Annotated in this window: 21 protein-coding genes, 5 tRNA genes and 1 pseudogene; 21 read left to right on the top strand and 6 right to left on the bottom strand. The window is 29.1% G+C overall.

Translation table 11 applies throughout. From position 1 onward, the window contains the following. Positions 1-61: 61 nt before the first annotated feature. The 15 genes and pseudogenes from VIM70_RS18530 to VIM70_RS18600 all read left to right on the top strand — a co-directional run bounded on the left by VIM70_RS18530 (position 62) and on the right by VIM70_RS18600 (position 13,546). Positions 62-137 (top strand) — tRNA-Ala (locus tag VIM70_RS18530). Positions 138-259: 122 nt separating this feature from the next. Continuing rightward, a complete protein-coding gene (locus VIM70_RS18535) occupies positions 260-754 on the top strand; it encodes an HDIG domain-containing metalloprotein (protein WP_331947268.1) in 495 nt (164 codons plus the stop codon). A gap of 179 nt (positions 755-933) precedes the next feature. After that, entirely contained in the window at positions 934-1,449 is a 516-nt protein-coding gene (locus VIM70_RS18540; RefSeq protein WP_331947269.1) for a transcription repressor NadR, read from the top strand. A 50-nt stretch (positions 1,450-1,499) separates the two neighbouring features. Continuing rightward, complete coding sequence (locus tag VIM70_RS18545) at positions 1,500-2,663, top strand: DUF362 domain-containing protein (protein WP_331947270.1); 1,164 nt, start codon at positions 1,500-1,502, stop codon at positions 2,661-2,663. A 5-nt stretch (positions 2,664-2,668) separates the two neighbouring features. Continuing rightward, positions 2,669-5,395 carry a UPF0182 family protein gene (locus VIM70_RS18550; protein ID WP_331947299.1) on the top strand — a complete coding sequence of 909 codons (2,727 nt, stop codon included), beginning with the start codon at positions 2,669-2,671 and terminating at the stop codon, positions 5,393-5,395. A 266-nt stretch (positions 5,396-5,661) separates the two neighbouring features. After that, the gene (locus VIM70_RS18555; RefSeq protein ID WP_331947271.1) at positions 5,662-7,371 is read left to right on the top strand and encodes a hybrid sensor histidine kinase/response regulator; all 1,710 of its coding nucleotides are present in this window, start codon (positions 5,662-5,664) and stop codon (positions 7,369-7,371) included. 178 nt (positions 7,372-7,549) lie between these two features. Continuing rightward, positions 7,550-8,968 carry an NAD(P)/FAD-dependent oxidoreductase gene (locus tag VIM70_RS18560; protein ID WP_331947272.1) on the top strand — a complete coding sequence of 473 codons (1,419 nt, stop codon included), beginning with the start codon at positions 7,550-7,552 and terminating at the stop codon, positions 8,966-8,968. A 31-nt stretch (positions 8,969-8,999) separates the two neighbouring features. Beyond that, positions 9,000-9,254, top strand: a pseudogene (locus VIM70_RS18565) (DUF1667 domain-containing protein); the annotation flags it as partial. 53 nt (positions 9,255-9,307) lie between these two features. Beyond that, complete coding sequence (serS, locus tag VIM70_RS18570) at positions 9,308-10,591, top strand: serine--tRNA ligase (RefSeq protein ID WP_331947273.1); 1,284 nt, start codon at positions 9,308-9,310, stop codon at positions 10,589-10,591. A 178-nt stretch (positions 10,592-10,769) separates the two neighbouring features. Continuing rightward, positions 10,770-10,860 (top strand) — tRNA-Ser (locus VIM70_RS18575). Positions 10,861-10,892: 32 nt separating this feature from the next. After that, positions 10,893-10,983: transfer RNA gene (locus VIM70_RS18580), tRNA-Ser, on the top strand. Positions 10,984-11,087: 104 nt separating this feature from the next. Then, a tRNA-Arg gene (locus VIM70_RS18585) sits at positions 11,088-11,164 on the top strand. A gap of 259 nt (positions 11,165-11,423) precedes the next feature. Beyond that, on the top strand, positions 11,424-11,876 hold the full coding sequence (locus tag VIM70_RS18590; RefSeq protein WP_331947274.1) for a DUF2975 domain-containing protein: 453 nt from the start codon (positions 11,424-11,426) through the stop codon (positions 11,874-11,876). A gap of 15 nt (positions 11,877-11,891) precedes the next feature. Beyond that, positions 11,892-12,107 (top strand): helix-turn-helix transcriptional regulator, encoded by a 216-nt coding sequence (locus tag VIM70_RS18595; RefSeq protein WP_331947275.1) that lies wholly within the window; start codon positions 11,892-11,894, stop codon positions 12,105-12,107. 92 nt (positions 12,108-12,199) lie between these two features. Next, on the top strand, positions 12,200-13,546 hold the full coding sequence (locus VIM70_RS18600) for a radical SAM protein (RefSeq protein WP_331947276.1): 1,347 nt from the start codon (positions 12,200-12,202) through the stop codon (positions 13,544-13,546). Positions 13,547-13,741: 195 nt separating this feature from the next. On the opposite strand, the gene VIM70_RS18605 is transcribed toward VIM70_RS18600, so the two are convergent. The 6 genes from VIM70_RS18605 to VIM70_RS18630 form a co-directional block, all read right to left on the bottom strand. Next, entirely contained in the window at positions 13,742-14,350 is a 609-nt protein-coding gene (locus tag VIM70_RS18605; protein WP_331947277.1) for an SPOCS domain-containing protein, read from the bottom strand. Between the two features lie 199 nt (positions 14,351-14,549). Next, positions 14,550-14,963 carry a hypothetical protein gene (locus tag VIM70_RS18610; RefSeq protein WP_331947278.1) on the bottom strand — a complete coding sequence of 138 codons (414 nt, stop codon included), beginning with the start codon at positions 14,961-14,963 and terminating at the stop codon, positions 14,550-14,552. Positions 14,964-15,151: 188 nt separating this feature from the next. Next, positions 15,152-16,420: a VanW family protein gene (locus tag VIM70_RS18615; protein WP_331947279.1), complete on the bottom strand. Its 1,269-nt coding sequence runs from the start codon at positions 16,418-16,420 to the stop codon at positions 15,152-15,154. A gap of 134 nt (positions 16,421-16,554) precedes the next feature. Then, positions 16,555-17,439 carry a phosphatidylserine decarboxylase gene (locus tag VIM70_RS18620; protein ID WP_331947280.1) on the bottom strand — a complete coding sequence of 295 codons (885 nt, stop codon included), beginning with the start codon at positions 17,437-17,439 and terminating at the stop codon, positions 16,555-16,557. Between the two features lie 34 nt (positions 17,440-17,473). Beyond that, positions 17,474-19,075: an ABC1 kinase family protein gene (locus tag VIM70_RS18625; RefSeq protein WP_331947281.1), complete on the bottom strand. Its 1,602-nt coding sequence runs from the start codon at positions 19,073-19,075 to the stop codon at positions 17,474-17,476. Between the two features lie 70 nt (positions 19,076-19,145). Continuing rightward, positions 19,146-19,481 carry a hypothetical protein gene (locus VIM70_RS18630; protein ID WP_331947282.1) on the bottom strand — a complete coding sequence of 112 codons (336 nt, stop codon included), beginning with the start codon at positions 19,479-19,481 and terminating at the stop codon, positions 19,146-19,148. A 182-nt stretch (positions 19,482-19,663) separates the two neighbouring features. On the opposite strand from VIM70_RS18630, the gene VIM70_RS18635 reads away from it, so the two are divergent. The 6 genes from VIM70_RS18635 to VIM70_RS18660 all read left to right on the top strand — a co-directional run bounded on the left by VIM70_RS18635 (position 19,664) and on the right by VIM70_RS18660 (position 22,972). After that, a tRNA-Arg gene (locus tag VIM70_RS18635) sits at positions 19,664-19,740 on the top strand. 132 nt (positions 19,741-19,872) lie between these two features. Next, on the top strand, positions 19,873-20,313 hold the full coding sequence (locus tag VIM70_RS18640) for a nucleoside deaminase (protein WP_331947283.1): 441 nt from the start codon (positions 19,873-19,875) through the stop codon (positions 20,311-20,313). An 18-nt stretch (positions 20,314-20,331) separates the two neighbouring features. Further along, positions 20,332-20,550 carry a (2Fe-2S)-binding protein gene (locus VIM70_RS18645; RefSeq protein WP_331947284.1) on the top strand — a complete coding sequence of 73 codons (219 nt, stop codon included), beginning with the start codon at positions 20,332-20,334 and terminating at the stop codon, positions 20,548-20,550. Between the two features lie 243 nt (positions 20,551-20,793). After that, positions 20,794-21,564, top strand: a complete 771-nt coding sequence (locus VIM70_RS18650) for a DeoR/GlpR family DNA-binding transcription regulator (RefSeq protein ID WP_331947285.1) — start codon at positions 20,794-20,796, stop codon at positions 21,562-21,564. Positions 21,565-21,579: 15 nt separating this feature from the next. Then, positions 21,580-22,509: a 1-phosphofructokinase gene (gene pfkB / locus VIM70_RS18655; RefSeq protein ID WP_331947286.1), complete on the top strand. Its 930-nt coding sequence runs from the start codon at positions 21,580-21,582 to the stop codon at positions 22,507-22,509. Between the two features lie 16 nt (positions 22,510-22,525). Continuing rightward, on the top strand, positions 22,526-22,972 hold the full coding sequence (locus VIM70_RS18660; RefSeq protein WP_331947287.1) for a PTS sugar transporter subunit IIA: 447 nt from the start codon (positions 22,526-22,528) through the stop codon (positions 22,970-22,972). Positions 22,973-22,994 lie beyond the last annotated feature (22 nt).

Below are 22,994 nucleotides of genomic sequence, written 5' to 3' on the forward strand. Positions count from 1 at the left end.
AGAGCTACCGGCTCATAACCGGTCGGTCCGGGGTTCGAGTCCCTGAAGGTCCACCATATAAGGGGATATAGCTCAGCTGGGAGAGCACCTGCCTTGCACGCAGGGGGTCAAGGGTTCGATTCCCTTTATCTCCACCAAAAACAGTCCATATTGGACTGTTTTTTTATTTATCTAAATTTCAGCGATACAGATGGCAAATTGATTTATTGTATAAAAAGCATAACAATAGTAATAATATAAATGCAAAAGAGGTGTTGAGATGTCACTATATAGAGTAAAGCAGTTTTACAGATCAATAGTTGCAAAGATTAATGATGAAGATGCTGAGTTTCTTAAAACGCATTTACAAAAATATGAATTGCAATTATTTAATCAACTACCTACTTATGAGCAAAAGCATTGTGTAAATGTAGCAAGGGATGTAAAACTTACTTGCAACCTGAGAAAGTTACAAGTAAAAGATTTGATAAAAGTTGCACTATTACATGATATAGGTAAAATATATAATAGTATGAATCCAATAGATAAATCTATAATGGTTATATTGAATAAAATGACAAAGGGAAAAATTAGAGCATGTAAGAAAATTAAAAATGTTAATGTGTACTATAATCATGGAACTATAGGATATAATTTATTAAAAGAATATGGTTATGACGATAGGTTTTTATTTTTAGTTAAAAATCATCATAACAATAAAATAATAGGGGACATAGAATTAGATTTACTAAAAGAATGTGATGATAGAAATTAAGAAACTAGTTTATAGTTTCTTTTTTATTTATGAAATTTAACAATTTAAAACATTTCCTAGGCAATTATAAGCGTAAATATGTTTTATTTGATGTTCAATTTTTTATATATTATAAAATAATTCTAAAAATATATAAATAGTGATAGAATATAATTAGAACCAAATAATAGGAGGATAAAATGAATTCAAAGGAAAGAAGAGAATACATTAGGAATTTACTAATTGAAAATAATATTACATATAAAGGTCAATTGCTAGCAGAACAGTTAGGGGTTACAAGACAAGTGATAGTGAAAGATATAGCAATTATAAGGGCAGAAGGAGTGAACATAATTGCAACTCCAGAAGGGTATTTAATACCTAGTGAAGAAAGTCATTATGTTAGAAGAGTAATAGCAGTTTCACATGGTCGAGATGATATATATAATGAGCTTGAATGTATTGTTAAATTCGGAGGAGTAATAGAGGATGTAACAGTAGAACACCCTTTATATGGTGAGATAAGGTCAATGCTTATGATAAAAACTCTTATGGAGATTGAAGAATTCGCAAAGAAGTTTAAAGAACCTAGTGTCCAGCCATTATCTTCTTTAACTAAAGGTATACATTTACATACCATAAGAGCAGATAATGCGGAAATTATAGAAGCTATAATAAAAGAATTAAAAGATAAGAACTATTTAATTTCAGATTAGTTTGTTTTTAAAGTGGATTACATTTAGTGAATCATAAAGGGGAGATTATTATGGAAAACGTTGCACTTTTAAAATGTTGTGAATATAATGTTGATTTAATAGAAAAAAAATTACGAGAAGGTTTTGAGTTATTAGGTGGAGACGAGTTTTTAAAAAAATTAATACCAAAGGATAGTATAGTACTTCTAAAACCTAATATGTTAAGCGTGGAAAGTAAAGAATCACCAGTAGTAACTCATCATGCTGTATTTGAAGCAGTAATTAGAATCATTAAGGAATATTCAAATAACATTAGCTTTGGTGATTCCCCTGGTTTCGGAGATTCAAGAAAAGCAGCAGAAAAATCTGGTCTTATGGAGGTTGCGAATAGATATGGGGTTAATTTCGAAGATTTCAAAGAATCAGTACATGTTAGATTAGATAAGTCTATTCTATGTAAATCTTGGAACATTGCTAAAGCTGCTTATGAGGCTGATGTTGTTATATCACTTCCAAAGCTTAAGACACATGCCATGGCATATTATACAGGAGCTGTAAAAAATCAGTTTGGTTGTATACCAGGGACTCAAAAAGCAACTTGGCATACAAGAATGCCAGATGCAAATAATTTCTGCAAAATGCTTTTGGATTTGAACACAGCAGTGGGGACTAATTTTGCTATTTTAGACGGTATAATTGCTATGGAGGGTAATGGACCTAAAAACGGACAGCCATACAAATTAAATACTATAATTATGGGTCAAAGTTTAACAGCTGTGGACTCTACTGCGGTTAGGCTCATAGGTTATGATAACCCTTTGGATACACCTGTTTTAAAAGAAGCATATGATAATAAATGGGGAGTTGTTATGCCCCAGGATATAAACATACTTGGAGAAGACTTAGAATCAATGAAAGTAAAAGATTTTAAGCTATGTCGAAAGGGAGGCAGTTTTTATTTTATAAATCCAAAAGTAACTGATTTCCTAAGAGGAATGATAGCACCAAATCCAACTCTTATTAAAGAAAAATGTATAGGGTGTGGTAGATGTGCCGAGGTTTGTCCAGAAAAACCAGCAGTAATTGAGATGGTTAAACAAGGGGACATATTAAACCCTAAATGGAATATGCATGAATGTATTAGATGTTTTTGTTGTCAGGAATTATGTCCAGTTGGTGCAATTGAAACAAAATATTCGAAGTTAGGAAAATTACTGAAACTAGATAAGAGGTGATTTCTATTAAGATAAACAAGAAAATAGTAATTATTATAGGACTTATATTAATAGTCCTAACTTTTTTTGGTAATATAGTTAATTTGGCTATAAATATACAATGGTTTAAGGAAGTGGGCTATTTATCTGTATATTTTACTAAATTAACATCAATTATAAAATTAATGGTGCCAGTGTTCATAGTAGGTTATATTGCTATATGGACATATTATAAAAATTTTAAAAATAGCATTGTAAGATGGAAAAAAGCTTCTGAAGTGAGTAGAAACAAAGTGATTAAAAACAAAGGAAAATTAGAACGTAGAATTAGTATTTTAATAAATATTATAATTTCTTTTTTAGTATCTTTTAGCTTTGCAAATAACTATTGGTATAAAATATTACAGTATGTAAATGCTACAAGCTTTAACAGTGTAGACCCATTGTTTAAAAAAGATATTTCATTTTATATATTTAAACTTCCATTAATTGAATCATTATATAAAACATTAACAACATTACTAGTGTTAATAGTTGCAATTACGGTAATAACATATATTATATTAACTGCAAAGGATCATATATTTCATGTTAATAAAGTAGATAAATTTTCTAAGTTTAAAAACTTTAGGAGTGGAATAACTAAATTTGCAGGAAGACAATTTGCCATCGTATCTTCATTAATATTATTATTAGTATCTTTTGGATACTTAATAAAGGCTTGGAACCTAGTATATTCAACAAGAGGAATAGTATTTGGCGCAAGTTATACAGATGTACATGTAACCTTAAGATTTTATCAAATTATAATAGGCGTTTCTTTAATTTCAGCTTTGATTACTTTTGTAAGTCTATTAAGATATAAAGTAAAACCTATGATTGTATCTATAATTGTGATTGTTATTTTAATTTTTGCGGAAAATATAACTTCAAATGTAGTTCAAAAATATCAGGTTAAATCAAACGAAAAAACTTTAGAAGAACCTTATATTAAATACAATATAGACAATACCAGAAAAGCTTTTAATATTAACAACACAGAAGAAATTCCTTTTGAAATAAAAAATGATTTGACTAAAGATGACATTAATTTAAATAAAGAAACTATTGATAATACTAAAATCAATTCTTATAAGCCAGCATTAGAATTTTTCAATCAATTTCAGTATTTGAGATATTATTATGGATTTAATGATATAGATATTGACAGATATAATATCAATGGAAAATATAATCAAGTGTTTATAACACCAAGAGAAATTAATTTAGATTCATTACAAGGAAATTCAAATACTTGGCAAAATAAACATCTAGTTTACACTCATGGATATGGTGTTGCTATGAGTAAAGTGAACTCTGTAACTACTGAAGGTCAGCCAGATTTCGTTATTAAAAACATACCACTAGAGAATAATACGGGTATAAAATTAGAAGATCCTAGAATATATTTTGGTGAGAGTACCAATGATTATAGCATTGTAAATACAAAAATCGGAGAGTTAGATTACCCTAAGGGTGGAGCGAACCAATTGAATAACTACGACGGTAAAGCAGGCATAAAGATGAATATTGTAAATAGAATCCTATTTGCAATAAATAAAAAAAGCACTAAGTTTTTATTATCTGACGATATTACGTCTAATAGTAAGATATTAATTAATAGGAATATAATTGATAGAGCAAAAAAAATTGCTCCATTTTTAACATATGATAGTGATCCATACATTGTAATAAACAATGGAAGGTTATGTTGGATCATAGATGCGTATGCAACAACAAACAGATATCCGTTTTCACAGCCACAAGGTGGGGTGAATTATATTAGGAATTCAGTTAAAGTTGTTATTGATGCAGTAGATGGAAAGCCTGAATTTTATATAGTTGATAAAAATGATCCTATAGTAAATAGCTATTCAAAGATGTTTCCAGGGTTATTTAAGAGTTCAGAGTTTATTCCTAGTGGGATAAAGGAACACTTTAAATATCCAGAAGGCCTATTTACAGTGCAATGTAATGTATTAGGTAAATATCATATAACAGATTCTGGGGTATTTTATAATGGAGATGATGTGTGGTCAATAGCTACAAATCAAGAGAAAGCTGAGAGTAAAAACGAGAAAAGTGAAGCTTCATACTTAATGATGAAATTACCAAATGAAAGCAAGGAAGAAATGATTCTACTTGAATATTTCAACACTAAAGGAAGAGAAAATATGGTATCTTTATTTGGGGCAAGAATGGATGGTGATAATTATGGAAAAATGGTTTTATATGAATTACCATCAAAGGAAACAGTATACAGTCCGGTACTGTTTAAACAAAAAATAAATCAAGATACCATAATATCAAAAGAATTATCACTTTGGAATACACAAGGTTCACAGGTTCAATTCGGAGAAACTTTAATTATTCCAATTAAAAATTCGTTGCTTTATGTAGTACCTATGTATTTAAGAGCTAAAGGAGAAAAAAGCATACCGGAAATGAAAAAGGTTATAGTATCTTATGGTGAAAAAATAATTTTGGCTGATAATATAGAGTCGGCGCTGGATCAAATATTTGATTATTCAGATAAAAATAACACATTAGTACCAGCAAATAGCTCAAATTCAAATACAAAAGAACTTCAAATTATAAAAAGTGCTAAAGAATTATATACTAAGGCTTTAGAAGCTCAAAAAAATGGTGATCTGACTGAATATGAGACTTTTATTAAACATCTAGGAGATATATTAAACGAAATACAAAAGTAAATAACATATAAAAATGTTTGATGAGTAAAAACATACTAAAATTAATCGGTTTTTTATATGATTCATATGACATTATGTTATCATAAAATGTTATCTTAGGGCATATATTGTTATATGTCCTATTTTATATAGTATAATTAAGGGTAGAATACTTAATAATGTTTAAACTGAGAAAAATGATGTATGAAACAAAGGAATTTGAAATATAATGTCGAAAAAGGTATATATATGAGAATATTAGAGTATGAAGGGTATGGGGGTACATTATGAAATATATAAATAAAAATTTGTATAGGGGTGGTAAAAATACATTATGTATTGGTACAGATGATTTAAATATTAATAGTTTACCTAAAATATCAAAAAAATATATTTCAGATGCTATTATCAATAATGAAAAAGTCATTTTTTTTACAGATAATATAGCCTATAAAGATATTGAAAAGAATTTTAATAACGATGAAGATTCCATAAAGAGTAATACAGACAATTTTCAAATAAAAACCTATGATATAACTTCATTTGATTATGACTGCAAAGAGTTTCAGGGAATTATTGATATTATTCTTGATAGTAAACAAAAGTTGAGAGTAGTGTGGGATTTTGAAAATATAATTAAAAGAGATTCTAAATTAGAATCCGTAATTAAATGCGTTAAAAAGATAGTAGGGTCCTCAAAAGATAATGTTCTTAATATGGTTTATATTTATAATAATGTATATAAATTCAATGGATTAAGAGGCCTTAGCGATTTATTTCAAACATTAATCATTATAGATAGGAATAAAGAAATGGTATTTACAAATAAAAATGAAATAGAAAAAGCAATATGGATGCTTCAGTCTAACTCTTTATTAAAATATCAAAACGGAATAATGCAAAATAGACTAATACAAAATGAAAAACTGAAAGCAATGGGTGAAATGGCTGCGGGTATAACCCATGACATTAATAATATACTTACACCAATTGTAGGGTTTGTTCAACTTTTACAGGATAGAACTAAGGAAAAAGAAAGCTTAAAATTACTTAATGTTATTGAAATTTGTGCTTATGATGGAATTAATATTACAAATAAGGTAAAAAGATTAACTAAAGAATATAAACATGGTGAACCTGAAATTTTTAAAATAGATAGTGTAATATCAGATGCAATAGAGTTAACCAAAAGTAAGTGGTTAACAGAAAGCATTTTTAAAGGTATAAAAATAAATATAATTAGAGAATTAAAATCTAATGGGGTTGTGGTAGGAAACATAACAGAGATAAGAGAGGTATTTATAAACATAATCGGAAATGCAATAGAAGCTATGCCTGTAGGTGGTACAATAGACATTAGTACAAAGAATCAAGCAAGTAGTGTTATTATAGAAATAAGAGATAATGGAATTGGGATGAGAAAAGAAATCCAAAAGAGAGTATTTGAGCCATTTTTTACAACAAAAGGTAACAACGGGTCAGGACTTGGTTTAAGTATTTCATATAGTATAATACTTTCACATAAAGGAAGTATGGAAATTGAAAGTGAAGAAAATATGGGAACTTCTTTTATTGTTAAATTGCCATTATGTGAGAAAACAATTAAGTATAGAGATGAGATAGTAAGTCTTGATATTGATTTTGAAGGAAATGTTCTTGTTATTGATGATGAGGAGCAAATAAGAAATGTTGTTTCTAGTATGATAAAGTCAATTACAAAATGTAAAATAAGGACATGTGGATGCGACAATTTGGATTCAGAGTTAAAAAGGAGAAAATATGATATAATTGTATGTGATTTTACTATGCCGAGTATTAACGGATTTCAAGTTGCTGGGAAAGTTAAAGAAATAAATAAAAACACATATTTTTGCCTTATGACAGGGTGGGTAGGCTCTTTTGAAGGACAAGAAATGAATAACGTAGATTTCGTTTTAAATAAACCTATAAATAAAGAAAGTTTAAAGCAAATGTTTTTTAGTTATGATAGAAAGTAATAAAAGTAAGAGAGTAGTTAAAATTATGATTAGAGCGCTAACAAAAGGAAGAATGGAAGACTGTTCTTCCTTTTTTAGTGATTTTTTTAAATAAATTGAACATATTGCGTCACTTGTTAAAAAAAAGGATATAATAATAATGTGAAACAATAGTTTTGTTTTAGGCTGGAGGGTTATAATGGACTATGATGTACTTATTTTGGGCGGGGGAATAATTGGATGTGCAGTGGCATATGAAATTTCAAAATATAATCTTAATATAGCTGTTATTGAAAAAGATTATGATATAGCTGATGATGTTGCAGTAATAAATACTGCTATGGTATATGACGGTGTTGAAAGTGAAGATACTTTAACTGCAAAGCTTGAACGCATGGGAAATAAAATGATGGATAAAGTAAGTGCTAAATTTAATGTTCCTTTTAAAAGATGTGGCTCTTTAATAATTGCTCAAACTGATGAAGAAGTTAGAATAATTGAAAATATTTATAACAGAGCAATAGAGCGTGGAACAAAAGATGTATTAATGTTACAACCAGATTACATATATGAAATGGAACCAAATTTAAATGTTGATATAAAAAAAGCACTATATTCTAAAAACACTGGTGTAGTTTGTCCATTTGATTTGGCATTATCTTATGGAGAAGTAGCTTTTGATAACGGTGTAAAATTTAAATTAGAGGAAGAGGTAACAGACATTAAACAGATACCAAAAGGTTTTAGTGTTATTACTAATAAAAACAAATTTACTTGCAAAATTGTAATAAACACAACTCCTTCAGAAAATTACAGTGTATTAAATGACAAAAAACTTGATTCAAATAATAAAAAAATTAATGCATGCGATAATGAAGGAATATTAAAATACATACTCCTAGATAGCAATAAAAAGTCAAGATTTTCTCATGCATTATTTATGATTAATTCAAAAGGGGAAAGAATTTACACACTTCCAACAATGGAAGGAGATACTGTAGCTGCCATAAGTACAAGAGAAAATATTAATTATAATGAAGTAGTTAATAGAGTGTCTAAAATAACAAGTAGTGTAAATGATATGGATGTCAAAATGTTTTTAGATTGGCCTTTTTTTGAAGAACCACTGGTAATTGATGATAGCGGTATAGATAATGGACTTATTCAAATTAAAGGGAAACATTATGGCATAGTTACAATGACGCCTGCTATAGCAAATATAGTTTGTGAGAGTGTAGTTAGCAAGATGAAATGTAAGCTAAAAAAAGATTTTAACGATAAGAGAAGAGAATATTATAAGTTTAGAGAATTATGTGATGAAGAAAGAAAAAGAATTATTAAGTTAGATAAAAAATATGGTAAAATAATATGTGGATGTCAAAAGGTTACTGAAGGGGAAATAGTAGATGCTATACGGAGACCTTTAGGTGCAAGAACTGTAGAAGGAGTTAAAAGGAGAACAGGTGCTGCATTTGGAAATTGCCAAGGAGCACATTGTTTAAATAAAATTGTTTCTATTTTAGCAAGAGAAACCAATAAAAAAATGACTGAGATAGTTAAGGACTCAAAAAATTCTAATATTGTACTATATAGAATAAAAGAATTTGATAGTATGTAGGAGATGAGTTTATTTGATGGAAGAAACGGATAACAATTTTAATGAAAAAAAAGCAATATTAACAACTTTAGTTAGGATAAAGGGATCTACTTTGTGGAATGTAGTTCCCGTAAAAAGTACTAAACCTATTAAAACAAGTTTATGGGTTGAATGCTCTAAAGCATTAAGTAGAATTCACGTAGGTCCACCTATAAAAATAGGTGATGTGGTATGTAAGAACATACTTAATACTGGGGTTGATATTATTTGCACAAAAAATATTAAAAGAAACGATATAGAAATATAATTTTACATAAGAGTAAGATTAAATATTAATAATATATTTAAGGAGGAATAATTATGTTAGATATAAAAAGAATAAGAAATAATCCAGAAGAAATAAAAAAGTTATTGGAAAATAGAGGTGAAAGCTTTCAGGTATCAGTAATTGATGAGGTTGTGACTCTTGATAAAAAAAGAAGAGATATATTAGTTGAGGTTGAAGAATTAAAAAATAAAAGAAATACAGAATCTGCACTTGTACCAAAGCTTAAGAAAAGTGGGGAAGATGTACAAGAAATAATGGCTGAGATGAAAAAACTATCAGATGAAATTAAAAATTTTGACATTGAGGTATCACAGTTGGATGAAAAAATTAAAGATATTATGTTAAGTATTCCAAGTATTCCGAATGTAAATGTACCACTGGGAGATACAGATGAAGACAATGTAGAAGTGAAAAAATGGGGAGAACCTACAAAGTTCAATTTTGAAGCTAAAGCTCATTGGGATATAGGTGTAAACAATGATATTTTAGATTTTGAAAGAGGTGGAAAAATTACAGGCTCAAGGTTTACAGTTTATAAGGGACTAGGAGCAAGACTTGAAAGAGCACTAATAACTTATTTTTTAGATCTTCATGTTGACACAAATGGATATACAGAAATATTGCCTCCATATATGGTTAATAGACAAAGTATGATTGGCACTGGTCAATTACCTAAATTTGAAGAAGATGCTTTTAAAGTGGCTAATACAGACTATTTCTTGATACCTACAGCTGAAGTGCCGGTTACAAACATCTATAGAGATGAAATATTAAACGGGAAAGATTTGCCTATAAAACATGTTGCTTATAGTGCTTGTTTTAGACAAGAAGCAGGTTCAGCGGGAAGGGATACCAGAGGTCTTATAAGGCAGCATCAATTTAATAAAGTGGAACTTCTTAAATTCACAAAACCTGAGGATTCATATGCAGAACTAGAAAAATTACTTGTAGATGCAGAGTCAGTATTACAAGGGCTTATGCTGCCATATAGAATAGTAAAGATATGCAAAGGTGATTTAGGCTTTACAGCATCATTTAAATATGACATTGAGGTTTGGATGCCAAGTTATAACAAATATGTTGAAATATCAAGTTGTAGTAATTTTGAAGACTTCCAAGCAAGACGTGCTAATATTAGGTACAAAGATGATAAAAAGGATAAAGCTAAATATATTCATACATTAAATGGATCAGGAGTAGCAGTGGGAAGAGCTTTAGCTGCAGTTCTTGAAAATTATCAAAATGAAGATGGATCAGTTACTATTCCTAAGGTTTTATTGCCTTATATGGGAGCAAATACAGTAATTTCAAAATAAATGTTTTACATAATGGGAAAGTAACTTAATAAATATAAATAAACAACTTGAAGATTTAATATTAAGTTGTTTATTTATTATAAAAATGTAAGTTAAAAGATATATTTTATAAATAAATATGTAAATACGTTGACAGTAAATAACTATGCTGATATAATAATGCATGTTGCTACAATGTGGAGGGATGGTCGAGTTGGTTTAAGGCACCGGTCTTGAAAACCGACGTACGTGAAAGCGTACCGTGGGTTCGAATCCCACTTCCTCCACCATTTTTTTTTATAAAGACATAAAAATTAGCTATGGAGAAATACTCAAGTGGCTAAAGAGGTGCCCCTGCTAAGGGTATAGACTGGGAAACTGGTGCGAGGGTTCAAATCCCTCTTTCTCCACCAAGAACATCTAACAATAGTTAGATGTTTCTTTATTTTACAAATAAAATATCGAAATTAATCTTTACTATTAGTACATAATATGCTAGTATAGTAATGATGTTTATGCGTTGGTAGCTCAGTTGGATAGAGTAGCTGGCTACGAACCAGTTGGTCGCAGGTTCGACTCCTGTCCGACGCACCATAACAAATGCAAGTACCTCAATAGTTTGGGGTACTTGTTATTTTTTTGCTAATATTGAGTATACCTTACAAGTTTTAAGTTGAATAGTTTAAAGTTATAGAGCTATTTCTGTGGATTGAGGAATGTTTTTTATTTTTGTCTAAAATTAAAATTATATTTATATACAATAAAAACATAATAAAAAATGATAATTATTTATTGAAAAACAATAAAATATGTGTTAAAATTAAATTAATTATAAATAAGTGAGGTGCTTTTTATGAAACGTTGTTCAACAATTTTATTAAAGTTAGCTGTTATTCTTATTGGAATTACGGTTCTTGCTCTGTGTATATTTTGGTTGCCTGGATTTGCAAATTATTTGCACTATCCCATTTTAATCGGTGTGTATGCAACGGCGATATCGTTATTCTTTGCTCTGTATCAGGCTTTAAAACTTTTAAGCTATATTGACAAGAACAAAGCTTTCTCGGAATTATCTGTAAATGCTTTAAAGTATATAAAATACTGTGCAATCACAATCAGTATTATATATGTGGTACTCGCACCATTCTTATTTCCCATAGCGGATGCAGACGACGCACCAGGTCTTGTAGGAATTCCACTCATCATTATTTTTGCCTCTTGTGTGATTGCAGTCTTTGCTGCTGTTCTTCAAAGGCTTTTACAAGATGCTATTGATATAAAATCAGATAATGATTTAACGGTCTAAGGAGAGGTGAATAACATGGCAATTATAATCAATATTGATGTGATGCTAGCTAAAAGGAAAATGAGTGTCACAGAACTTTCTGAAAGAGTTGGAATAACAATGGCTAATATTTCTATATTGAAAAATGGAAAGGCAAAAGCGATTAGATTATCAACTTTAGAGGCGATTTGTAAGGCTTTAGAATGTCAGCCTGGAGATATTTTAGAATACAAAAGTGACGAGGATACTTAAGGATAATAAAGTAGGGATTTTTCTTATTAAGATGACAATAACAGAAAATAATTTTATTAAACTAGTGGACAGGTTTTGTCTGGAGGTAATATATGAAGATTAAATTAATTCAACCTGTAATGCTACCAAGACCTATGGATACAAAATTGAAAACCAGAATGTCTCCTTCATTAGCATTATTAACAATAGCGAATCTTACGCCGAAAGAACATGAAGTTATTATTGAGAATGAAAATGTTGAGAAGATAGATTTTAATGAACCCGTAGATTTGGTAGTTATAACTGTTACTGTAGATGTTATGAATAGAGCAGTAGAAATATCAAAGGAATTCCAAAAACGTGGTGTAACTGTAATTGCAGGAGGTATACATATAACAGCAGATCCGGAGAGCGCGACTTCTAGTTTTGATGTTATAAGTGTGGGAATGGCTGAGAGGATTTGGGGAAAAATCCTTAAGGATAAAGAAAATAATACACTTAAGAAGATTTATTATGATATGGAGAATATTTCTGGGGATGAAGTAGTGTCACCTGCATATAACATGATTGATAATAAAAAATATTTATATACGAATATAATTAGTACAAGTAGGGGTTGTCCTTTTCAATGTGATTTCTGTTATAATAGTTGCAAAAATGTACTTAAAACTTATATTAATAGACCTATAGATGATGTAATTAAAGATATAAATACATTAAAAACAAGACACATAATGTTTATCGATGATAATTTTATTGGGAATCCCAAATGGACAAAAAAATTATTAAAGGAAATAAAACCTCTTAAGTTAAAGTGGAATGCGGCGGTTACTTCTAATATAGTGGATATGCCTGAATTATTAGATGAAATGAAGGAGGCTGGTTGTCAAAGCCTTTTTATAGGGTTTGAAAGTATAAATAGTAAGTCATTAGAAAGTGTTCATAAAGTGCAAAATAGTGTTAATAGATATGAGAAGCTTGTGTATGAAATTCATAAAAGGGGAATAATGATAAATGCAAGTTTAGTTTTTGGATTAGACGAAGATGATGCCTCTATATTTAAGAGTACATTACAGTGGATAGTTAAAAGTAAAATAGAAACGGTAACTTCCCATATCCTTACACCATATCCCGGCACAAAGTTATATTCAGTATTACTCGCGGAAAATAGGATAGTAGATTTTAATTTATCTAATTATAATACTGCTCATGTTGTATATAAACCCAAGAACATGACGGCAGAAGAATTATATAAGGGATATCTATGGATATATAAAGAAGTGTACACGTTTAAAAATATAATGAAAAGGCTACCGAAATCTAAAAAGCAATGGATTCCATATTTAACATTTAATCTATTTTATAGGAAGTTTGGAAAACTAACTGAGTTATTGTGTTATATAGTTTCTTTTAAAAATGTAGGAAGATTTTCTAGATGGTTGGCTTATAGAATAAAGTAAGTGATAATGCTTGTTGATAGTGGAGAAACGGTTCAAAAGATTACATCAAATTTGCTTTTCTCAAATGATGTATGTGGGAAAGCCGATAAAATATTAAGATTACTATAGAATACGAGAAGAAAGCAGGAATATTGCTATCCCTGCTTTTAATTTACCCTATATCTTAAAACAAATTTTAAGATTAATTTAAGAATGTTATTTTACAGAAACATGTTCTGTCCTTGTAATTTTAAGAGTGATTTTTACAATCATTTTTTCTAGAATTGAATTAAAGGTTACTGCAAAATCTGGTGCACCTACTGCAACATGATTTGGATCTAATAACTCTTCTTTTTCGCCTTCTACAAAGGCACTTAATATTTCAACATGGTCAGTTAAATAGATTGGTTCTTTCGATATTACTTCAACAAAAGTTGCAAAATTTATTCTTGTTGTAAACTGGAATACAGGTCCGCCTACAGCTTCTGGTGTAAACTCTGATATTGTCTTGTAGAGTATATTTTTATCAATAAAGCCATCTATTATTACTTTTGATTTCCATGTTTCACCATCTCTATTGTCACAAACTGATGCTAGTTTAAAATCTGTGATTGTAACTTCTTTATCAATAGCTACAATACGAAAAATAGGAGGGTTTGGTGGTGCTATTATCAGTCTGCTTACTACTAATTCCTCTTTTTCTCCAAATCCTTTAATTACAGGAACTTGAAGCATTTTTACTGGTTCTAGGCAATGCTTAACTGGTTCTTCTTTTTTAACTAACTCAGGTTTATTATATGGTTTACTACACATATTACTATACATATAATCATAACTCCTTTTAGTAGATTATTTAATAACATATTGTAATTATGAAGATACTTTATTATTACAACATGTTATGTAATAATACGATTGTAGTATATTCTATGCACTAAAATATCATATGTTACTAAATTTATAACAACATATGAAAAATAAGAGTTAGGTCAGTATAATAATTAGTTATTATTTGGAAATGATATTATAATACTTCTGATTCATATTTGTGAATTTGTTCATCAACATTTTTTAATTCATTTAAATTTATAAACCTTTGATTGGATGTCATGTAGTCTTGGATATTTGACTCGTTTTCACCAGTTCTGTTATGACCAAATAATAAGCTTAATCCAACTCCAATCATAAATGCGATTAAAGAGCTACGAGCTGCGAATAAACAAATTGAGGTTACTGATACCAATATGATTACACTCCAGAAAACTAAAGTCATCATAGCTCTTTTAATAATAGTGCTTTGATCTTTAAGTAAACCCAATTTACTCATCTTTTCAGTAAATGGAAGAGTAAATTTGAATACAACAACTATTTGAATTAATCCTATAGAGCCAATTAACATACCTAAAAACCAGAATATAAAATAAAATACAGATGACATAGTAACATCTCCTTAAATAAATAAATTATATATATTAAACAAACCATTGGATAATATAGCGATAGTATAAGAATCATATAGAACCTAAATCCATTATATTGTAATAAAACAACAATGTCGAATGGTAAATTAATCAATTATATGTCCATAAAAAAGCAAGTACCTCAATGATTGGAGGTACTTACTTTCTAAGTAACTTTATCAGTATAGAGTAAATTTTTTGAGAATAGTTTACTATTTTTATAAGTAACCCTAGATACTTGTACATTGTTTCCTATAACTTGATTAATAATGTCATATGTTTTATTGCTAAGAATTGAATTTGAGTAGACATTAAATGTTATATTTTTGTTTTGTACTATAGATTCTATATATATAGGATAAGAATACGTATTTTTAAACCTGTAATCGAGAAGGCCATAAGAAACGGTTGCGTCTAGGCCTGTGCCTATATAGCTACAAGGTAATGTATGGTGGTATCTTTCTACAGAAGGCATACTAGTTCTAAGTATTGCATTATAAAGTGTTGTTGAAACTTGGCACACACCACCGCCTATATCATCTACTACTTTATCATTTACAATTCCTTTTGAAACTTTATATCCTCTTTCAGCAGATCTTTCACCTACTACATCATTAAAACTGAAAATATCACCTGGCATAAGTATCTTTCCATTTATAGCGCCGGAAGCTATTTTAATATTTTCGCAGCGGTTTTCACTTGAGCTACCAAAGTTAGTTGTAACACTAGATATTCTAGTATTTACACCTAATAAATCTTTTTCTTTAATCCTAGGTTCAACTTTCTTTAAATTAGTCTGAATTACTAAATCATTGCCTAGTTCAATATCATTAATTTTATTTTTTATATCCAGTTTCAAACTAATAGTATCAACGCTACGACCATCTTTTTCTTTAGTTACAATTAATTCGCCTGAATTATTTTTAATAATAGCTGCGTCCGTTGCTTTTATATCATTAGCTTTAAACATACCATTAAGAAATGTATCTATAACACCGGAATTGTAGGTATAATTAAGCTGAAATTTTCTATCGTCTGGGGAAGTTATATCAAAATAATTTTGAAATATATTGCCTTCTCTGCCAATACTATAAGCTTTATCAATGATGGCACTATAATTAGAAGACATATTAAGTTTAGTTAAATCAATAGTATATTTTTTTTCATTTAGTTTTATTATTATAGCATTTTTATTAATAATATCATTATGTTTTTGAATAATAGCCTGTTTTGCTTCTTTCTTTGTCATTCCACCTAAATATACATCTTCTACCCAAACTTGTGGATAAATTTTTGATTTGTATTTTGATACAGTAGAATACATAATAAATCCTTGTATTACCATTATAAGTGCAATTACTCCTGCTATAACAAATGCTAACTTTAATCTTTTTTCCTTTTTTTCTTTTGTTAGTAAAGTGACATCTAAATCCATTGCCTCTGCTCCTCTATTATTTTTATATTGAATATATTCCATATACAATAATAGAACTATTGTTGTTATAAAACAATAGTTTTATGGGCTTATATTAAAATATAATTTACATAATAAAAAATAGGACTGAAAGGTTATTTCAGTCCTATTTTTTCTCCCATAAATACAGAAGTTTCAAAGCCGAGTTGTGTCTGATGCAGTAAATCCTCATCAATTTTAATAGTATCTTTTTTAAAGAATAGGATTACTGTAGAGCCACCAAATTTAAAGTATCCCTTTTCAGTTCCTTTTTTAATTTTAGAATTTGGGCTATAACTTTGAATAATTGAACCAACGCAAGTAGCCCCAACTTCCATATAAATAACATCACCAAAATTATCTGAGTGAAATATACTCCATTCTCTTTTATTTTGGCAAAATAATTTGTTTATACTTTTTAAGGCTATAGGGTTTACAGAATAATAATGACCTTTGATTTTAGTTGTATTACTGCATACCCCATCATCTATAAAATGAAATCTATGATAATCAGTTGGGCATAATCTAAAAATTAAGCAGGTACCACCATTATATAAATTGTACACTTCATTATCTTGTAGTAGTTCTTTAAGTGAATATGTAAAGCCTTTTATTTGAACTAAATCAAATAAATTAATATTTTTGTATGCAGAAATTTTGCCATCACAGGGTGAGATTAAAATATTATTATTTTCATCAATTAGACGCCCATTTGGATTTAATGTTCTTATAAAAAATTCATTAAAAGATAAGTACTTATCATAAGTCTTAGAATAAATAGACATATCAATATCATAAGTCTTGATAAAATCTTTAACTTTTCTAGAACTCATTTTTGTGTCGCAATAATAACCATATAATTTAGAAAAGAGCTTTTTCTTAAGTAATAATTCAACTAGTCCAATTCCTGCAGGAGATGAATAAGACCAGTTCAAATACTTTTCACCAGCTACTTTTTCAATTTCATATATGTTTTGTTTTCTATTGTAATATTTAATCATAAATTTACCTCATTTTTATAGTTTATATTCTAATTTATAATTTTCCGGATTTTATTATAGAAATTAGTAACCAAAATCCCATAAATGCTGCAGTTAAAAAACCAGTTATACCAATAATTGATATATTGTATATTTTAGGGCCTATGTTAGAGTTTAAAATTGTAGAAGAGCCTATAATCATAGAAGAAATAATAAGACCAAAAACTAATCTGTTTATACCTTTGCTTAATTCACCTATGGGACTGCTTAAATTTTTATGCTCTAACTGTAATTTAATTCTTCCACTAATTAAACTATCAGATAACTCTATAATCTTTGAAGGAACCTTAAATGAGTCTTTGACGAATGAATATGAACGAATAAGCAAAGTATCAAAATCTAAATTTCCTATCAGGGAAGATTTATTGTTAGCTTTTACGTAAGGAACTGCAACATCTATTATTTTTATATCAGGGGCTATACTCGCGATCACTCCTTCCAAAATTACAAGAGCTCTAATTAGAAGCGTAAAATCACGAGGTAAACGGATATTGTTTTGTTTTGCTATATCAAAAATCTCAGAAAGCATAACAGAAATTTGAATATTATTTAAAGAAACTGAAAGGTAATTTAAAAGGAGATAATCTAAATCTTCATATAATTTATTTCTATTTACATAACCCTTTTTTATTCCTATAGATAAAAGGGATGAAATCATTTTATTTATATCATTAAGAGCAACCGCAGATATCATATCGTTTAATGTTAATTTTAACGAATTTGAAAGGCTTCCCATTATTCCAAAATCAATAAAACAAATTTTACCTTCACATATAAATATATTCCCAGGATGTGGATCGCCATGAAAGAAACCGTCTTGTAGAACTTGTTTTAAGTAAGACAAAGCTAACTTCTTACCTAAATCATTAATATCATAATGAAAAGTTAGAAGCTTTTTCTTATCATCTACTTTAAAGCCATTAATTTTTTCCATAGTAATTACCTTAGTACTAGACAAATCTTGAACAACGTATGGTATATATATAAATGCAACATCCTTGTTGAAATTTTTAAAGTTATTTATATTTTTAACTTCATTGTGAAAATCAAGTTCAAGTTCAGTGATTAAGAGTATTTCACGCAGAGCTTCTTCAGGGTCAATTAGTGCATCAGCAAACCTTGATTTTGTAAATTTTACTAGCCTTAAGAGTATTGAAATATCAAGCTTCATCTTTTCTGCAATATCTGGTCTTTGAACTTTTACAACAACCTCGCGACCGTCCTTTAATACAGCTCTATGTACTTGGGAAATGGAGGCAGATGCCAAGGGTTTTTCATAAAATGTTTTAAAGCATTCATTTATTGATATTGAAAATTCATCAAAGAATATCTTTTTTATGGTTTCTATATTTACTGGAAGCACATTATCTTGGAGTTTTGAAAGTTCTATTATATAAGGTGAAGGCAAAAGATCTGGCCTAGTACTAAGTATTTGTCCAATTTTTATAAAAGTGGGGCCAAGATCTTCAAACGCTTTCCTTAAATTTTCAGGGCGTTTATTTTGTTTGTTAAATTTAAAGTCTACAAAATATCCAAAGCCATAAGAGCCAAGGACCTTAACAATTTCTCTAAATCTATTGACTGAATTTATTTTCATTTTTACCTCACTTAAAAACAAAAGCCTTAGAAAGAGTAGTAGGGCTTTTGTTTTACTCCAATTTGTGAATTTATGATTTAGTTATCTCTAAATTTAATAATCTTTTGTTTATATTCTCAATATCTTCTTTAGTTGCAAAGTTCATCTCATTAAGAAGCATAATCATATCTTGTTTTGTTAAAGGGTTCTGATTTTTGGTAAAAGTGGTATTCTCATTTGTTAAACAGGCACCATCTTCTTTTTTTTCTTTTACAGTTCTTTTTAGTTCTTCAGATAAATATTTACCCTCTTCAAAGGTTAGTTTACCCTTTTGCACAAAATCTTCTATTAAAGTTGTAGCTTTTTCAAAGGTATATGTGGCAGATCCAAGTCCAGCTAGAAAAAAATTCTTTATGTTGTTATTCAATTAAAACACCTCCAATGAAATAGTATATATAAATACATTATATACTATTTCATGAAATTAAATTCTAATAACAAATAAATAGCAAGATATATGATTATTATTTTTGAAATTTATGAATCAAATTATCTATAGGTTGACATACTTATAAAAGTGTAATATTATGTTTAAGTAGAAATTAATTTGCACCCATAGCTCAGTTGGATAGAGCGTCCCCCTCCTAAGGGGAAGGCCGGAGGTTCGACTCCTCTTGTGTGCACCACAAATTAGTAAAGTAATACTTTACTAATTTTTTTATTTACCAGGAAATATATTGATAGTCTAATAGTTAAGAAGTATAATGTAAACAATAAAAAATATAAAACCGAATTATATATATAACAAAGGGGTTTACATGAAAAAACAGTTTATTGATGAAGCATTAAAGGAAGCTAAAAAATCATTATTATTAAATGAAGTACCTGTAGGAGCGGTTATAGTAAAGGACAATAAAATAATTGCTAGGGCTTTTAACTTAAGAGAGACCTTGCAAGATGCTACTGCTCATTCGGAAATTTTAGCTATAAAAAAAGCTTGCGAAGTAATAGGCAGTTGGAGATTAACTGGATGTGATATGTATGTAACCCTTGAACCTTGCCCTATGTGTGCAGGGGCAATACTTCAGTCTAGGATAAGAAGATTATATATAGGCGCTTTCGATCCAAGCATTGGCGCTTGTGGTTCAGTTATTAATATTATTCAAAATGAGGCACTAAATCACTGGACAGAAATAAGTTGGTTATACAATGAAGAGTGTGGCAATTTGTTAACTGATTTTTTCAAAGATAAAAGATAGTATAAAAGGAGAAAAATTATGGAGAAGAAAATAAGCAATAAAATTTTAGATAAACTTACAAAAATATGTTTATGTAAAGCAGTGCCTAAATCTACAATAAAAAAAGCTATACATAATGGAGCAAGAACTGTAGAAGAAGTTCAAAAGGTAACTGGAGCAGGAACAGGTGGATGTAGGGGCAGTAGATGTATTCCAATGATTGCAGAAATTTTAAAGGAAGAATTAGAAAAAGAATAATAGGTTAGAAATTATATATGTTCATGGAATAAGAGCGAGGCCAAATGGTTTCGTTTTATTTGTTTTTTGAGGATATACGTATAATAATTGTATTTATTTTCATGTGATTTAAATTATAAAAAATAGCATTTATATGTTGACAACGTTATCACTTTATATTAAAATGAACATAAGTGAAAGAAAGTGAAACAAAAAAACCAAATACAAACGAACATTGGCATTTAAAATACTATAAAAGGAAGTATGAAAAATATGTTTCCAGAAGAAAGAAAATCAAAAATATTAAATAGTTTAAATAAGTTTGGCAAAGTAAAAGTTTGCGATTTATCGCAGCAATATGAAGTATCAGAGGTAACAATAAGGCGAGATCTTCAAGAATTGGAAGAAGATGAACTGATTAGAAGAGTACATGGTGGGGCAATACTAAATAGCAATACTAAATTTGAACCTACTTTTTCAGAAAAAATAGACAAACTTCATGATGAGAAAGAATCTGTTGGAAAGCTTGCAGCATCAATAATAGTAGATGGAGATACAATAATAATAGATGCAGGGACTACTACTCTTTGTATCGCTAAATATATAACAGCTAAAAACATAACAGTTTTGACAAATTCAGTGGATGTAGCATACGAACTTGCCAAAAAACGAGATGTTGAGGTAGTTATTACTGGAGGTTCATTAAGGTGGGAAACAAGGGCAATGGTTGGACCAGTAGCAGATGATACACTTAAAAATTTTAGGGTAGATAAAGCTTTTATTGGAACTAATGGTCTATGTATTATTAATGGGTTAACTACTCCAAATATTATTGAAGCTAACACAAAACGACAAATGATAAAAATTGCTAAGCAAACTATAGTAGTATGCGACCATACTAAATTTGGAAAAGTTTCTTTTTCTAAAATCGTTGACTTAGATAGTGTTGACATAATAATTACAGATAATCAATTAGATGATCAATTGTTTGAAAAGTTTGAAGAAAATGATTTGAAAATTATTACAACAAAATAAAATGGTGGTGAAAAAATGATAATAACAGTGACTTTAAACCCAGCTTTAGACAAAACCATTGAAATAGATGATTTTAAAATTGGAAACGTCAATAGAATTGTGTCTACAAGAGTTGATGCTGGAGGCAAAGGTATTAATGTATCTAAAGTTATTAAGGAACTAAGACATAAAAGCTTAGCTTTAGGTTTTTTAGGTGGTAGCAGTGGAACTCAAATAAAAAATTATTTAGATGATTCAAATATTAAAAATGATTTCTTAAAATTAAAAGGCGAAACTAGAACTAATATAAAAATTATTGATAAGGTTAATAATACACACACAGATGTAAATGAAAAAGGTCCTAGTTTAATGGTGCAAGATGTTGCTAATATGAAAGAAAAAATTATGGAATATTGCAGGTCGGATTCATTAGTAGTTTTATCAGGCAGTGTGCCAATTGGAGTTAGTTGTGATATATATGGTGAAATAATTAAGGATGTAAAAAACAAGGGTGGCAAGGTTATATTAGATGCAGATGGTGAAATGCTAATGCAGGGAATGAAAGCTGGTCCCTATATGGTAAAACCCAATGTCGAAGAACTTGAAAAAGCTTTTGGTAAAAAAATTAATAACGAAGAAGAAGTAATTGAAACTGCTAAAAAAATATTAGAGTATGGAGTAAAGTATGTTGTAATCTCAGAGGGGTCTGAAGGATCCATATTCATAAGTGGTGATAAGGTTGCTAAGGTTGCAGGAATAAAGGTAGAAGTTAAAAGTACTGTAGGGGCTGGAGATTCAATGGTTGCAGCGATGGCCGTAGCAATTGAAAATAATTATAGTTTTGAAGAAACTATGAAACTAGCGTGTGCTACAAGTGCAGCTAATGTAATGACTGAAGGAACTCAAACAGGAAGACTAGTTGACATAGAAATGCTAAAAAAACAAGTAACTATAAAATACTTATAAGAAAGGATGATTATTAATGAATATAACTGAATTATTAAATGTTAATTTAATTAAACTTGAACTAACTAGTAAAACGAAAGAGGATGTAATAAAAGAGATGGCAAATTTGTTAGATGAAGATGGTAAGCTACTAGATAAAGAAAAATATATACAAGCGGTAACTGATAGAGAAAAAGAATTTTCAACAGGAATAGGTATGGGAATAGCAATTCCTCACGGAAAAAGCAGTGGAGTTAAAGAAGCAGCATTAGTATTCGGACGAAGCACTAGTGGAATTGATTACCAATCTATGGATGATGAGCCAGCTCATATATTCTTTTTAATAGCTGTACCAGAAAAATCAAGTGATGAACATTTAAAAATACTAAGTCAAATTTCTAGAAAACTTATGCATAAAGAATTAAGAGCTAGCTTAATGAGCGCTACAAGCACAGAAGAAATAATTACCTTATTGGAGCAATAGACAAATTATATTAAATAAAAAA

The organism is Clostridium sp. (assembly GCF_036569345.1).
GTDB lineage: Bacteria > Bacillota > Clostridia > Clostridiales > Clostridiaceae > Clostridium_AD.

Coding starts and splice junctions, on each gene's coding strand:
- VIM70_RS18535 (WP_331947268.1), top strand. CDS start 260: ATGTCACTATATAGAGTAAAGCAGTTTTACAGATCAATAGTTGCAAAG.
- VIM70_RS18540 (WP_331947269.1), top strand. CDS start 934: ATGAATTCAAAGGAAAGAAGAGAATACATTAGGAATTTACTAATTGAA.
- VIM70_RS18545 (WP_331947270.1), top strand. CDS start 1,500: ATGGAAAACGTTGCACTTTTAAAATGTTGTGAATATAATGTTGATTTA.
- VIM70_RS18555 (WP_331947271.1), top strand. CDS start 5,662: ATGAAATATATAAATAAAAATTTGTATAGGGGTGGTAAAAATACATTA.
- VIM70_RS18560 (WP_331947272.1), top strand. CDS start 7,550: ATGGACTATGATGTACTTATTTTGGGCGGGGGAATAATTGGATGTGCA.
- serS (WP_331947273.1), top strand. CDS start 9,308: ATGTTAGATATAAAAAGAATAAGAAATAATCCAGAAGAAATAAAAAAG.
- VIM70_RS18590 (WP_331947274.1), top strand. CDS start 11,424: ATGAAACGTTGTTCAACAATTTTATTAAAGTTAGCTGTTATTCTTATT.
- VIM70_RS18595 (WP_331947275.1), top strand. CDS start 11,892: ATGGCAATTATAATCAATATTGATGTGATGCTAGCTAAAAGGAAAATG.
- VIM70_RS18600 (WP_331947276.1), top strand. CDS start 12,200: ATGAAGATTAAATTAATTCAACCTGTAATGCTACCAAGACCTATGGAT.
- VIM70_RS18605 (WP_331947277.1), bottom strand. CDS start 14,350: ATGTATAGTAATATGTGTAGTAAACCATATAATAAACCTGAGTTAGTT.
- VIM70_RS18610 (WP_331947278.1), bottom strand. CDS start 14,963: ATGTCATCTGTATTTTATTTTATATTCTGGTTTTTAGGTATGTTAATT.
- VIM70_RS18615 (WP_331947279.1), bottom strand. CDS start 16,420: ATGGATTTAGATGTCACTTTACTAACAAAAGAAAAAAAGGAAAAAAGA.
- VIM70_RS18620 (WP_331947280.1), bottom strand. CDS start 17,439: ATGATTAAATATTACAATAGAAAACAAAACATATATGAAATTGAAAAA.
- VIM70_RS18625 (WP_331947281.1), bottom strand. CDS start 19,075: ATGAAAATAAATTCAGTCAATAGATTTAGAGAAATTGTTAAGGTCCTT.
- VIM70_RS18640 (WP_331947283.1), top strand. CDS start 19,873: ATGAAAAAACAGTTTATTGATGAAGCATTAAAGGAAGCTAAAAAATCA.
- VIM70_RS18645 (WP_331947284.1), top strand. CDS start 20,332: ATGGAGAAGAAAATAAGCAATAAAATTTTAGATAAACTTACAAAAATA.
- VIM70_RS18650 (WP_331947285.1), top strand. CDS start 20,794: ATGAAAAATATGTTTCCAGAAGAAAGAAAATCAAAAATATTAAATAGT.
- pfkB (WP_331947286.1), top strand. CDS start 21,580: ATGATAATAACAGTGACTTTAAACCCAGCTTTAGACAAAACCATTGAA.
- VIM70_RS18660 (WP_331947287.1), top strand. CDS start 22,526: ATGAATATAACTGAATTATTAAATGTTAATTTAATTAAACTTGAACTA.